The 12,625-nt window shown below is 57.8% G+C and carries 12 protein-coding genes and 1 other RNA gene; 7 read left to right on the top strand and 6 right to left on the bottom strand.

From position 1 onward, the window contains the following. Positions 1-180 precede the first annotated feature (180 nt). An RNA gene (rnpB, locus tag AC6CHO_RS04405) (RNase P RNA component class A) lies at positions 181-535 on the bottom strand. Positions 536-637: 102 nt separating this feature from the next. On the opposite strand from rnpB, the gene AC6CHO_RS04400 reads away from it, so the two are divergent. Next, complete coding sequence (locus AC6CHO_RS04400) at positions 638-1,471, top strand: YaaA family protein (RefSeq protein ID WP_498213889.1); 834 nt, start codon at positions 638-640, stop codon at positions 1,469-1,471. 83 nt (positions 1,472-1,554) lie between these two features. Here the strand turns inward: AC6CHO_RS04400 and AC6CHO_RS04395 are convergent, their stop codons facing one another. Both AC6CHO_RS04395 and AC6CHO_RS04390 read right to left on the bottom strand, forming a co-directional pair. Continuing rightward, positions 1,555-1,953 carry a VOC family protein gene (locus tag AC6CHO_RS04395; protein WP_498213887.1) on the bottom strand — a complete coding sequence of 133 codons (399 nt, stop codon included), beginning with the start codon at positions 1,951-1,953 and terminating at the stop codon, positions 1,555-1,557. Between the two features lie 380 nt (positions 1,954-2,333). Beyond that, positions 2,334-3,194 (bottom strand): Nif3-like dinuclear metal center hexameric protein, encoded by an 861-nt coding sequence (locus AC6CHO_RS04390; protein WP_498214135.1) that lies wholly within the window; start codon positions 3,192-3,194, stop codon positions 2,334-2,336. 225 nt (positions 3,195-3,419) lie between these two features. Between AC6CHO_RS04390 and msrA the strand changes: the two genes are divergently transcribed. The 3 genes from msrA to epsC all read left to right on the top strand — a co-directional run bounded on the left by msrA (position 3,420) and on the right by epsC (position 5,738). After that, positions 3,420-3,947, top strand: a complete 528-nt coding sequence (gene msrA, locus AC6CHO_RS04385; RefSeq protein ID WP_075972588.1) for a peptide-methionine (S)-S-oxide reductase MsrA — start codon at positions 3,420-3,422, stop codon at positions 3,945-3,947. Positions 3,948-4,074: 127 nt separating this feature from the next. Then, positions 4,075-5,010 carry a cysteine synthase A gene (cysK, locus tag AC6CHO_RS04380; protein ID WP_498213886.1) on the top strand — a complete coding sequence of 312 codons (936 nt, stop codon included), beginning with the start codon at positions 4,075-4,077 and terminating at the stop codon, positions 5,008-5,010. A gap of 143 nt (positions 5,011-5,153) precedes the next feature. After that, positions 5,154-5,738: a serine O-acetyltransferase EpsC gene (gene epsC, locus AC6CHO_RS04375; protein WP_444664023.1), complete on the top strand. Its 585-nt coding sequence runs from the start codon at positions 5,154-5,156 to the stop codon at positions 5,736-5,738. 75 nt (positions 5,739-5,813) lie between these two features. Here the strand turns inward: epsC and AC6CHO_RS04370 are convergent, their stop codons facing one another. Further along, positions 5,814-7,097, bottom strand: coding sequence for a dicarboxylate/amino acid:cation symporter (locus AC6CHO_RS04370; RefSeq protein ID WP_498213885.1), 1,284 nt, complete (start codon positions 7,095-7,097; stop codon positions 5,814-5,816). Between the two features lie 421 nt (positions 7,098-7,518). Here AC6CHO_RS04370 and AC6CHO_RS04365 point away from each other — a divergent pair, with 421 nt between their 5' ends. Both AC6CHO_RS04365 and AC6CHO_RS04360 read left to right on the top strand, forming a co-directional pair. Then, positions 7,519-9,786 (top strand): ATP-binding cassette domain-containing protein, encoded by a 2,268-nt coding sequence (locus AC6CHO_RS04365; protein WP_498213884.1) that lies wholly within the window; start codon positions 7,519-7,521, stop codon positions 9,784-9,786. Next, positions 9,783-10,298 (top strand): GNAT family N-acetyltransferase, encoded by a 516-nt coding sequence (locus AC6CHO_RS04360; protein WP_498213883.1) that lies wholly within the window; start codon positions 9,783-9,785, stop codon positions 10,296-10,298. Before AC6CHO_RS04365 ends, AC6CHO_RS04360 begins: the two co-directional genes overlap by 4 nt. A gap of 101 nt (positions 10,299-10,399) precedes the next feature. On the opposite strand, the gene AC6CHO_RS04355 is transcribed toward AC6CHO_RS04360, so the two are convergent. Both AC6CHO_RS04355 and AC6CHO_RS04350 read right to left on the bottom strand, forming a co-directional pair. Continuing rightward, complete coding sequence (locus AC6CHO_RS04355) at positions 10,400-11,410, bottom strand: NADP-dependent oxidoreductase (protein WP_498213882.1); 1,011 nt, start codon at positions 11,408-11,410, stop codon at positions 10,400-10,402. A gap of 46 nt (positions 11,411-11,456) precedes the next feature. Further along, positions 11,457-11,843, bottom strand: coding sequence for a DUF1304 domain-containing protein (locus AC6CHO_RS04350; RefSeq protein ID WP_060703376.1), 387 nt, complete (start codon positions 11,841-11,843; stop codon positions 11,457-11,459). A 98-nt stretch (positions 11,844-11,941) separates the two neighbouring features. On the opposite strand from AC6CHO_RS04350, the gene AC6CHO_RS04345 reads away from it, so the two are divergent. Next, entirely contained in the window at positions 11,942-12,526 is a 585-nt protein-coding gene (locus AC6CHO_RS04345; protein ID WP_498213881.1) for a TetR/AcrR family transcriptional regulator, read from the top strand. The last annotated feature ends 99 nt before the right edge of the window (positions 12,527-12,625 follow it).

Raw genomic sequence — 12,625 nt, 5'->3', positions numbered from 1 at the left:
AGCCGACTCGCAGATCCATAAAGTCGGTTGGCACCGTGGGAAGCACCATTGCTTTTGCGGTGGTACGAGGTCTACAGGATCATCCTCGCAAGTACTAAGTACGCCTTCCATTCTAAACGGCGCAGAAAAATTCAGAGCACGGGGCACTGTGAAACTTCTCACCCGAATGTCTGGAGGGGATGAATGGGATGGCCGATACGCCGGGTTTTGTCGCGCCGAAGCGGGACGGTCATCTATCTACGACTGCCGTTGCCGGCAGCCTCTAGCGGTCCACCCGACTGCATGGGGCGAACAGCCCTCATAACGCAGTCTGTCTGACCTTGCTCCGAGTGGGGTTTACCGAGCCATTCCGGTCACCCGGAACGCTGGTGGTCTCTTACACCACCGTTTCACCCTTACCAGGAAGCCTGGCGGTCTATTTTCTGTGGCACTAGCCTGCGGGTTACCCCGAGTGGGCGTTACCCACCACCCTGTTCTGTGGAGCCCGGACGTTCCTCGGGGCAATAACTTGCCACGCGACCGTCTGGCCATCCCATTCGTTAACCATTCTAGCCCCGGCAGTTCGCCCCAGCTAACAGCAGCTGCGAGCCTTTCGACACAGGCGAAGTCAAATGCCGCCTGGCCAAAGGGTCAGGTCGTGCCGTTATTCATCAACAGGGATTCCTCGCTGTCCTCGGATAAGCTGGAAGGCGTGCTTATTTTGTTGCCACCTTCAGAAGGTAAAACCGCTCATGCTGAAGGTTCCCCGTTCGACCTGGCTGACCTCTCGTTTCCTGAACTGAGCGATGATCGCCATCAAGTGCTCGGAGCCTTGGCAGAGGTTTCTGCCCGGGCGGATGCCATGGACGTCTTGGGTGTTGGTGCTTCTTTGGCAAACGAAGTCGCTCGCAATATCAATTTGCACATAGAACCTGCCGCCAAAGCCCACGACATTTATTCTGGCGTGCTCTTTGAAGCGCTGGGCTATTCGACGCTCAGCCCTGAAGCGCAACGGCGCGCTGATCAGAGCATCGTCGTAATTTCCGCACTATGGGGTGCGGTGCGCTTTGCCGACCGCATTCCCCCATACCGGCTGTCCATGTCCGTGAAATTGGAGCCCCTGGGCAAGCTCGCCAGCTGGTGGAAAAAGCGGCTCGCCGCGATTCTCGATGAAGCCGCTGCAGACCAGTTGGTCGTTGACGCCCGCTCCAGCACTTATGCCGCCGCCTACAAGCCAAGTAACGGCAACAGCGTTGCCATCAATGTTTTCCAGTTGCGCAACGGCGTGCCGAAAGTCGTTTCCCATTTTGCCAAGCACACCCGCGGCGAAGTTGCCCGGTTCCTGGTTCAGCAAGAGACCGAGCCAGCGACTGCCAATGAGCTGGTCCAGCTGATTAGAACCAGGTGGGAGGCGTCCCTCGTTGAGGACAAGAAGGGACGAGCACTGAACATCTTGCTGCCCGAGGACCATCAGTTCACCACCGCCAAATAGCTCAGCGGACTCCGGCCGTTTCCTGAAGATTCCGCTGGGACGGCTACGCCCATCGTCGGCAAGGCGCAAAACCGCCGGGCCTTTTAGTTTTCACCTGAGGCCGGTGCTGCGACCAGCTCCACTTCGAAGCCGGCTTGATCCTCTAAATAGGCCGCGTAGTGATCGGGGCCTCCGGCATGCGGATGCTTATCCGCAAACATCATGGTGAATCCATGGTTCAGTGCATCAGCTGCAACGGTTTCAACTAGCTGTGCGCTCGGCAGGCTAAAAGCCAAGTGGTTCAACCCCGGCAAACGCCGATCATGAATTACATGCCGGACATCCGGCCCTGATTCCAAAATGATGTAATGGCTGCCGTGCTGATAGCTTATGCCGTTGTCCCATTGCGATTGGATGCGATAGCCAAGTCGCGTCAGCAGCCAGCCCAGCGATGCCGTACTGGTTGCTAAATCGTCGACCCAGATTTCCAAATGATGCAGCATGCCCCTGCCCAACCAAGTAGTCCGTCTAGTGGCTAATGATGCCACGCCATTAGGCCTGCGACCGGTACAACCAATCGATCGCCATCGCCGGGCAGTCAACCAGGGGGTTGATCCGCCGATGCCTTGGCGCCTAGCACTCAATACCGGTCAGTTAATCCAGGCTAACCGTTCTCATGCTTTGCACGATGCGAGTATTCGAAGTCTTCTGCCTGTGATTCACTGTCAAAAATTGGACTCACCGCTCCGCATTCCGGACAGAAGCCCTGACTCCCTCCCGGAAGTGAATCCAGGAGGGTATCCAGAAGCTTTGCTCGCGGCGATCTCAAGCCGTTTCTCATGAGGAGCAGCCAGACAATCAAGTTGACCGCTTTTATGCCCAACTATGGAGTCAGGACAAAGTCCCATGGATCGCTATTGACCTGTGAAATTTCAATCTCCACGGCATGCCCCAAATCATTGAGCACGTTCCCCAGGGCGCGGGCTCCCGCCGAGAGCCACACCCACTCGGAGGCAAAGTGCGATACATCGATGAGGTACGGGAACCCGCCATTGGCTGCTTCGCGTGCTTCGCTCGCCGGGTGGTGGCGCAAATCTGCCGTGACGTATACATCGGCTTGGTGTGAACGCACTGCGTCAAAGAGCGAATCGCCGGCGCCGCCGCATAGCGCGACTTTTCGAATAATCCCGGTACGGTCTCCGGCAACACGCACACCACCGGCCACAGCCGGCAGCACCGTGTAAACACGTTCCGCGAAATCCTCGAGCTTCATCGGCTTCTCCAAGAAGCCCACACGGCCCAAGCCTTCTTCAGGCAGGCCGTCCTTCGAATCGACCAGCGGCACGCAATCCTTAAGCCCAAAGGCATCGGCCAGCGCGTCGTTTACTCCCCCGATGGCGCTATCGGCATTTGTGTGCGCTGTCAGCAATGCGGTCCCAGTTTCGATGAGCCGATGTATAGCTTCGCCCTTGAAGCTCGTGCCAGCCACCTGGGTCACACCACGCAGGAGCAGCGGGTGGTGAGTAATCAGCAGATCGGCCCCACGCTCGATCGCATCTTCAATCACTTCCAGCGTTGGGTCCACTGCCATGACGACCTTCGAGACCGGCTGGCCGGTACGACCGGTTACCAGTCCTACGGCGTCCCAGTCCTCGGCCAGGGAATGTGGCCAAAGCTCTTCCACTGCCTCAAGGACATTACCCAAAGTAGTTGGCGCCGAGGATGTGGATTCCTCGGACTGCATCACTTCTTCATCGGTAACGGGCTTAAGCGCAGCAGCGTCCGGGTTTTGATTCTTCTTCCCCGGTTCTTGCGAGTTATTTGCCTTGCTCTGCATATCAACAACCCTACGCGTTGCCAGCAGGGTTGGAACAGAATGCAACGCCGCATCGTTATGAACTATGTGAGTATTCTCAGCCTTCAATCACCCCATCATTTCAGTCCATCACTGCAGCTCGAAGACACCAAGCTGACGACCTTCGTCCTGGCCGGCGGTTGCTTCTGGTGCCTGGATGCGGTTTACCAGCGCACGCGTGGCGTCCATGCAGTCATCTCCGGATACATCGGCGGGCACACCAGCAATCCGGACTATCGACAGGTCTGCTCCGGAACCACCGGCCACGCCGAGGGCGTTGCCGTCATCTTTGATCCACAGATCGTGCCCGCTGAAGTCATCTTGGACATGTTCTTCACCGTTCACGACCCAACTACGCTCAATCGCCAGGGCTACGACGTGGGCACCCAATATCGTTCGGCGATGTTCCCGCTCGATGATCAGCAGCGCGAGCAATTCATTGCGGCGAAGGACAAGTTTGCGTCCTTTTACACTAATCCGATCGTCACTACCATAGAAGAGTCCAAAGATTTCTACCCGGCAGAGCAAATACACCAGGATTATTACTCTGCGAACCAAGATGTCGGATATTGCCGCGTGATTATTGACCCGAAACTCGCAAAGGTCAGGAAATATTACGCTCAATGGCTAAATGAAGCCTAGCTTGACGAATCGACTACTAGGGTTGGATATGAACCTCCAAGGTGTCCGCGCTATTGAGCCGGCATCTGCAAGTAACTCGCCGCCAGCAATCGCGGCCGCAATGAGTCACGTAAGGACTGCATAGAAGATGGGCAAAATCTACAACAACGTCACCGAAGTTATCGGCCGCACCCCGCTGGTGAAGCTGAACCGACTTGATGAGGGCCTGGCCGGCAACATCGCCGTGAAGCTGGAATTCTACAACCCAGCCAACTCCGTCAAGGACCGCATCGGTGTAGCCATCGTTGACGCCGCCGAGAAGTCCGGGGCACTGAAGCCAGGCGGCACCATCGTTGAAGGCACTTCCGGCAACACCGGTATCGCCCTTGCCATGGTCGGCGCCGCCCGTGGCTACAAGGTCATCCTGACCATGCCAGAGACCATGTCCACCGAGCGCCGGGTCATGCTGCGTGCCTTCGGCGCAGAGATCGTGCTCACTCCGGGTGCCGACGGCATGCGCGGAGCAGTGGAGAAGGCCAAGGAAATCGTTGCGACTTCTGACAACGCCGTTTGGGCACAGCAGTTCGCCAACACCGCCAACCCGCAGATCCACTCGGACACCACCGGCCCAGAAATCTGGGACGATACCGAAGGCAAGATCGACGTCCTGGTCGCAGGCATCGGTACCGGTGGCACCATCACCGGCGCCGGACGCTTCCTGAAGGAAAAGAATCCGGACCTGAAGATTGTTGCTGTGGAGCCCAAGGATTCTCCAATCCTCAACGGCGGCAAGCCAGGCCCGCACAAGATCCAGGGCCTGGGCGCGAACTTCATCCCAGAGGTTCTGGACACCGAATTGTACGACGAAGTTCTTGATGCCAGCATCGAGGACTCGGTTTCCACCGCCCGCGCGCTGGGCGTCAAGGAAGGCATCCTCGGCGGCATCTCCGCTGGTGCGGCGGTATGGGGCGCACTGCAGATTGCTGCTCGTGAAGAATACGCAGGCAAGCAGATTGTTGCCATCATTCCAGACTTCGGTGAGCGCTACATTTCCACCCTGCTGTTTGATGACATCCGCGGCTAAATAAGTTTCGGCAAACTAGAATAAATCGGCGCGAGCCACCGTTGGGTCTAATGAGAGACCTAAATCGGTGCGGCTCGTGCCGATTTGCTGTGTGACGTCTTCGGATTCCAGCGCAGCGAACCGCAACCCCTAAGGTAGTTTCCATGAGTTTTTTCTCCCGGCTGCGTGAAGACCTGGCCACAGCTCGACAGCATGATCCTGCGGCGCGCAGTGATACCGAAAACTTTTTCGTGTATTCAGGGTTGCACGCCATCTGGATGCATCGGCTGGCCCACAAGATGTGGCAAAACCCGTCCCTGAGGTGGCCGGCACGCTTGCTGTCCCAGGCGACCCGTGCGCTCACCGGAATCGAGATCCACCCAGGCGCCACCATTGGCCGCCGCTTCTTCATCGACCACGGCATGGGCATCGTCATCGGCGAGACCGCTGAAATTGGCGAGGATGTCATGATTTACCACGGCGTCACCCTCGGCGGCCGATCTCTGGCCAAGGTCAAGCGCCACCCGACCATTGGCGACCGCGTTGTCATCGGCGCTGGCGCCAAAGTGCTCGGCCCAATCGTGATCGGTGCCGATTCGGCAATCGGCGCCAATGCCGTAGTCGTCAAGGATGCGCCAGAGGGCTCGATCGTCACCGGAATCCCTGCGCAGAATCGCCCGCGCAAGCCCGAGGAGCGCAAGCCCGCGGTTGACCCGGCAGAGTACATCGATCCAGCAATGTGGATCTAGCCCCACAGCAGGCAAACAAGTAATGGCCGATGTTCGCACCTAATGGTGCGAACATCGGCCATTGCGTTGCCAGCGCTACTCGCCTAGCTGGTGAGCTTTGTTCTGGCTGCCATCAGCCAGTTCAACGATTTCATCTTCGTCGCTTTGCGGCTGTGCCCCGAGCTTGCCCTTGGTCAGTTTCTGCATGATCATCGCTACGGCGCCATCACCGGTCACGTTGGTTGCGGTGCCGAAGCTATCCAAAGCAATGTAGGCGGCGAACATCAGGCCGACTTCCACTTCGCCGAAGCCGAGCATCTGCCCCAGCAGGCCCGCGGCGGCGGCAATCGCGCCGCCAGGAACGCCAGGGGCGGCAATCATCATGACGCCGAGCATCAAGATGAACGGGAAGTAGGCTCCGAAGTTGACGTCTCCACCGGTAAGCAGGAGAACCGCGATGGAGAAGCAGGTAATCTTCACCATCGAACCCGAAAGGTGGATGGTGGCGCACAGCGGAATGACGAACCCGGCTACTGCGTCGGATACACCGTTCTTTTTCGCCGAGGCCAGTGTGACCGGAATGGTCGCTGCCGACGACGAGGTGCCCAGAGCGGTGAAGTAGGCATCGCGCATGCCCCACAAAGCTGCCAATGGGTTGCGCTTGTTCATTGCACCAGCAATCGAGTACTGGACCAGCAGCACTACGAGGGTCAGGGCCAGGGAGACCACTGCGACGAGCAGGAACTTCGAGACGACGGTGATCGCGCTGCCGCTGGCTGAAAGGTCCAGGAAGATGCCGAAAATGAACAATGGCAGAGCTGGAACAACGATGCGGCGAATCACCATTTCGATGATGGTGCGGAATTCAACCACGCCACGGAAGAGCACCTTCGAGCGGAAGGCGGTCATGCCCAGGCCAAGGATGAAAGCCAAGACCAGGGCGGTCATTACATCCAAAGCTGGTGGCAAGACGATTTCGGTCGCCGAGTCCCCCGCGCTCTTGGCAACGGAGACGAATGGCTCGAAACCTGAGCCCGATCCCTCACCGATGGCTTCGAGCCCGCCGCCGGACAGCGACTGGGTAAATACCCAACGGCTCACGAAATAGGCAAGGAGTCCGGCGCACAGAGTGGATCCGTAGGCGATCGCCGCAGTGATGCCAAGCCACTTCCCTGCCCCTTTACCGAGTTCAGCGATGGCCGGGGCAACGAGGCCAAAAATGATCAGCGGAACCACGAAGCCCAGGAAACCCGAGAAAATCGAATTGTAGGTCAGGAACAAGCTTCCCAACCATACCGGCATTACCGGGCCCAGCAGGATGCCTAGGACGATGGCGACTAGCACCCAGCCAAGCAAGGGAATAGATTTCAGCAGCTTCATGAAGGTCCTTTTGATGGTTCGGGATCATGCGTCAGGTCGAGATGCCACTAATGTGTCGTAGCACACGCCTCGATAATGATAATGCGGCGAAGAGCAACCCGGAAATCTTGTGAATCACTAGGGAATTCCAAGGGTACCGCCTATTTTCGAAGATTCGCCACAAGATCTTTGCAATTCATTCGCAATGTTCGAACTTCATCGTCATCGCGTGTGCGCCGCAGAACAAATGAAGCAAAGGATCCACCCGGTTGCCGGCGCAGAATTAAGGAAAAATCCAAAATCTGCACAAGACTTCGATCCTCGCACCCTGACGGCGAGCGCAAACGCCGGGAGGCCAAGGGTCTTCACGAGCGGCAACGGTCATCAGGGTGTCGGTGAAGCCGGGTATCCGCCGGGCTTACCAGTTAGTAAAGTTGGCGTTATGAACCTGCATCCTGCCGACGCCCATGACATGATCCGAGTCCGTCAAGCCAGGGAAAATAACCTCAAAGGCATCGACGTTGATATTCCCAAGCGCCGGATTACCGCATTTACCGGTGTTTCAGGATCCGGAAAGTCCTCGCTGGTCTTCGGGACGATTGCCGCCGAGTCGCAGCGGCTGATCAACGAAACGTACACTTCCTTCATCCAGAACTTCATGCCGTCCATGCCGCGCCCCGATGTCGAGGTCCTGGAAAACTTGTCGGCGGCCATTGTGGTGGACCAGGAGCGAATGGGTTCTAATTCTCGCTCCACGGTCGGCACGGCGACCGATGCCTACTCGCTCTTGCGCGTGTTGTTCTCGCGCTACTCGTCACCGAGCGCCGGCGGAGCGGGAGCGTATTCGTTCAACCTTGGCCAGGGCGCCTGTCCGGTGTGCGAGGGGTTCGGCACGGAAGCCAGCATCGATCTGGATGAGCTCCTTGATTGGGATAAGACCCTGAATGAAGGGGCTATCAAGGCTCCGAACTTCACCCCGGGCGCTTGGCTGTGGCAAACCCTGACCGCTGGCACGCAAGTCGATCTTGATGTGAAGCTCAAGGACCTGTCCAAGCAGATGCTCGATCGGTTGCTCTATGCGGAGGACGGCAAGGTCAAGCTCAACGGTGCGAACATGAGCTATTCCGGGCTGATCACGCGCATCAAGTCCAACTACATTCTTTCCGGCCGTGAAATCAAGCAGGCTCATATCCGCGAGTGGATTGACCGCATTTCCACAACCGCACCGTGTGCTGCCTGCAATGGCTCCCGGCTGGGCGAAAAGGCCCGTGCTTCAAAAATCAACGGCTTGGGCATTGCCGACATGGCGGGCATGCAAGTTTCGGAATTAGCCGGAGAACTGGCGAGGATCCAGATTGCCGATGCTGCTCCGCTCCTCACGAATCTGGGCGCGGTCTTGACTTCGATGGTCGATCTGGGACTGGGCTATCTTTCACTGGATCGGCCTGCAGGCACGTTATCCGGCGGCGAGGCCCAACGCGTTAAGATGATCCGGCATCTTGGCAGTGCGCTGTCGGATGTTACCTATGTCTTTGACGAACCTACCGTGGGATTGCACCCCCATGACATCCAGCGAATGAACGTCCTCTTGGCCAACTTGCGAAACAAGGGAAATACCGTCCTCGTCGTTGAACACAAGCCTGAGGTCATCAGGATTGCCGACCATGTCGTGGACCTGGGTCCAGGTGCGGGTATACATGGTGGCACCCTGTGCTATAGCGGTGACGTGCCCGGCCTACTGGCCAGTGAATCACTGACAGGCCAGCACTTCTCCACGCGTGTTCCGCTCAACTCTCGCCCCCGTACCTCAACTGGCGCCGTGGAAATTCGAGGCGCTTCGACACATAATCTCAAGAATGTGAATGTTGATGTCCCCACCGGTGTGCTGTGCGCCGTCACCGGAGTCGCCGGATCGGGCAAGTCCACGTTGATCCACTCCACAATTTCCAAGCGTGAAGACGTAGCGGTCGTGGATCAGGGCGCCATTCGTGGTTCGCGGCGTTCGAACCCGGCAACCTATACCGGGATCATGGATCCTATTCGCGCGGCTTTTGCCAAAGCCAACTCGGTCAAGCCGGCATTATTCAGCGCAAATTCCGAAGGGGCCTGCCCGAATTGCAAGGGTGTCGGCTTCACCTATACCGATTTGGTGTCCATGGCTGGAGTGGCCCTGCCCTGCGAGGTGTGCGAAGGCACCCGTTTTACCGCTGAGGTCTTGAACTACACTCTGGATGGCCTCAACATCAGCGAGGTTCTGGATTTGAGCATGGAGCAGGCACTGGAACAGCTGAAGATCCCCAAGGCCAAGCCGATGCTGACCAGGCTGAACCAAGTTGGCCTTGGCTACCTCAAGCTTGGACAGCGCTTGAATACGCTCTCTGGTGGAGAGCGCCAACGGATCAAGCTGGCAATCAACCTGGGCAAGGGATCTGGCACCTATGTGCTCGATGAACCAACCACCGGTCTTCATATGGCCGATGTCCAGAACTTGCTGGGCTTGCTCGATGAAATGGTCGACGAAGGCAACACAGTTATCGTCATCGAGCATCACCTCGCCGTTGTTGCCCATGCCGACTGGGTCATCGACCTGGGCCCGGGCGCGGGCCACGAAGGCGGGCAGATCGTTTTTGAAGGCACCCCGGAAGCACTGGCAGCATCCGGCACGCTCACCGGAATCCACTTGAAGCAGTATGCGGACGGCGCAAAATGAGCTACACGCTAAGGAAACCGGAGCTCGAGGATGCCATGGAGCTTGCTGCCCTGCATGTTGCGTGCTGGAAACAGGCCTATAGCGAATTGTTGCCGGAAGGCTTTTTCAATGCCGCCCATCTTCAACAACGAATCGGCATGTGGCAAAGGATTCTTGGCAATCCGAATCCAGAGTTCCATCTTGCCCTGGCCTGCAACGAGGACGGTGAGCTGATTGGCTTTTCCTTCGCTGCACCGTGCTCGCAGGACGCTGCCGGCGTTCCTGAAGGTATCGAACGTCAACTCTACAATCTGTATCTGCTCAATGATCATCACGGGTCCGGCGCGGGCCAACAATTGATCGATGCCGTACTCGGCGATCAGCCCGCCATGCTGTGGGTGGCAGAGCAAAACCCCAGGGCCATCGCTTTCTACAAGCGCAATGGTTTCGAATTTGATGGCCAGGCGGTTCAGGATCCGACGGCCCCGCTGATCACAGACGTGCGCATGGTGCGCCTGCCCGAGCTGGTCTGAACCAGAAGCCACGGCTCCCAGGACATGGGCTAACGAGGCGCGGGGCCAACCAGATGCTTCTGGCTGGCCCCGCGTTTCGCTGCTATTTGGCGCTCGATCTACTAGATGCGAACCAGCATCTTGCCGATGTTGGCTCCACCCATCATGTCCAGGAAAGCCTGAACGGTGTTTTCAATGCCGTCGACAACGGTTTCGTCGTATGCGACCTTGCCTTCAGCGAACCACTGTCCCATCAGCGCGGAGAATTCTTCGCCGTAGTTCAGGTAGCTCGACAGGGTGAAGCCCTGCAGCTTCAGGCCGCGGGTGATCAGGTTGGCCATGTTCTCTGGGCCTGGGGTTGGTTCGGTGGTGTTGTAGCTGGCGATGGCACCGCACAGGGCTGCGCGGCCGCCATCGTTGAAGGCTGCCAGTGCTGCTTCGAGGTGGTCGCCGCCCACGTTGTCGAAGAAAACGTCAATTCCTTCAGGAGCGGCTGCCGCCAGCTGCCCACGAACGTCGCCGTCCTTGTAGTTGAAGGCCGCATCGTAGCCGTATTTGCTGGTCAGCAGCTCGACCTTTTCAGCGCTGCCCGCGGAACCGATGACGCGCTTGGCTCCCATGAGCTTTGCGATCTGGCCGGCTGCGGTGCCCACAGCACCGGCTGCACCGGAGATGAATACGGTTTCGCCTTCAACAAGACCTGCGATGGCCTTCAGGCCAACGTAGGCGGTCAAACCTGTCATGCCCAGAATATGCAGGCGCAGCGAGCTGGGCACGCCCGGCAGGTCAGGGATTTCCTTGAAGCTGGCTGCGGGAGCTTGGACCAGATCCGACCAGCCGAGCTGGTGAAGAACCAGGGTGCCCACTGGAAGGGAGCTGTCTTCCGAAGCGATGACCCGCCCTACCGCGCCGCCGGAGATCTGTTCGCCGATCTGGAATGGCTTCACGTAGGAGCGGGTGTCGTTCATGCGTCCACGCATGTATGGATCAACGGAAATGAATTCATTGCGCACCCGGACTTCGCCGGCCTTCAGCCCTGCGAGTTCGACATGCTCAACGGTGAAGTTTTCATTGGTTGGCCATCCGGTGGGGCGGCTTGCGAGATGGATCTGGGTACTGGTGGTTTCGCTCATGGTGATGAGTACCTTTCCGTAATCGAATTTTTTCGGGTCTGAAAACTTAGAGTGCCAGGCCGGCGACTAGTGCGATGACAGCGAGCAGCGGGAATACGCCTTGCTTGATTGCTGCCGAAGCCTTTGACGGGCTGGAGATGATCAAAACCAAGGCTGCAAGCAGCATTGAGCCGGTTCCTGTGAAGACCAGAGTGGAGCCGATAGCCGGCTGCCCTGCGATGTGGAAGATGATGCCGGCGAATGTGGCGATCGCGAGGAACAGGTTGTAGAAGCCCTGGTTGAACGCCATCTCCTTGGTCGCCTCGGCCTCGGCCTCGGTGGAACCAAATGTGGCGCGAACCTTGGCGGTGGTCCACCACAAGGATTCCATGAAGAAAATGTACACGTGGATCAATGCGGCCACGGCGGCCAACACAAGTGCGGTGATAATCATGAGGCAGAGCTCCTGGAAGTCTGAGAGGAACAAGCATTCTGTAACGTCCATTTCAATATATACTGTAATGGTCGTTTCCGAAAGTAGAGAGGTGTGTGATGGCAAGAACACTAGCCTTCGACAGTTCCGCCGTCGTCAAGAATGCGCGATCGCTGTTTTGGGCCAAGGGATTCGAAGCAGCTTCCATCCCGGAACTCGAAGCAGCCACAGGCCTGAGCCGCTCCAGCATCTACAACACCTTTGGCTCAAAACGAGGCCTCTTTGACGCAGCGGTCCAAAGCTACCTGGACGAAATCGTCCGCCCGCGCCTGCAGCCGCTGACCGCCGACCATGTCGAAGCCAATGCACTCATCGATTACCTGGACGGGCTCAATTCCGTTTTCAGCCAACCAGATGCGCTGCCAACAAGCAATGGATGCTTGTTGATTAATACGGCCAATTCCCCGCTGTCAATTGATTCGCACGTATCCAAAGTCATTCAGGCTTATCGCGAAGAACTGGAAGCCGCATTTAACCGTGGCATTCATGCGAGCCAGAGCGATCTCGATCCAATCGTCCAACAGCGCCTCGCCTCAACGGTCACAGGCCTCGTCGTTGCAGCTTTTGCGCTTGTTCGCATTGCTCCGGCACAGGCCCGCACGTTGCTGGAAGACGCCAAGACCCTTGTCGCCTGCGAACGATAGACCCGGCGCTTTGCCATGAACGGCACTGAACCCCGCTGCCCCAGCTCATGATTGGGGCAACGGGGTTCAGCTACCATGCCAACCCTGCAAGTTATGGAT

This window comes from Glutamicibacter sp. GQ173, assembly GCF_059759215.1.
The sequence above is the reverse complement of the archived record's forward strand: the minus strand, read 5'-3'. Positions and strand labels throughout refer to the sequence as shown.

What these genes read in the sequence shown, in the direction of transcription:
- AC6CHO_RS04395 (WP_498213887.1), bottom strand. Translation starts at nt 1,953, where the DNA reads ATGCTGCATCATTTGGAAATCTGGGTCGACGATTTAGCAACCAGTACG.
- AC6CHO_RS04390 (WP_498214135.1), bottom strand. Translation starts at nt 3,194, where the DNA reads ATGCAGTCCGAGGAATCCACATCCTCGGCGCCAACTACTTTGGGTAAT.
- cysK (WP_498213886.1), top strand. Translation starts at nt 4,075, where the DNA reads ATGGGCAAAATCTACAACAACGTCACCGAAGTTATCGGCCGCACCCCG.
- epsC (WP_444664023.1), top strand. Translation starts at nt 5,154, where the DNA reads ATGAGTTTTTTCTCCCGGCTGCGTGAAGACCTGGCCACAGCTCGACAG.
- AC6CHO_RS04370 (WP_498213885.1), bottom strand. Translation starts at nt 7,097, where the DNA reads ATGAAGCTGCTGAAATCTATTCCCTTGCTTGGCTGGGTGCTAGTCGCC.
- AC6CHO_RS04365 (WP_498213884.1), top strand. Translation starts at nt 7,519, where the DNA reads ATGAACCTGCATCCTGCCGACGCCCATGACATGATCCGAGTCCGTCAA.
- AC6CHO_RS04360 (WP_498213883.1), top strand. Translation starts at nt 9,783, where the DNA reads ATGAGCTACACGCTAAGGAAACCGGAGCTCGAGGATGCCATGGAGCTT.
- AC6CHO_RS04355 (WP_498213882.1), bottom strand. Translation starts at nt 11,410, where the DNA reads ATGAGCGAAACCACCAGTACCCAGATCCATCTCGCAAGCCGCCCCACC.
- AC6CHO_RS04350 (WP_060703376.1), bottom strand. Translation starts at nt 11,843, where the DNA reads ATGATTATCACCGCACTTGTGTTGGCCGCCGTGGCCGCATTGATCCAC.
- AC6CHO_RS04345 (WP_498213881.1), top strand. Translation starts at nt 11,942, where the DNA reads ATGGCAAGAACACTAGCCTTCGACAGTTCCGCCGTCGTCAAGAATGCG.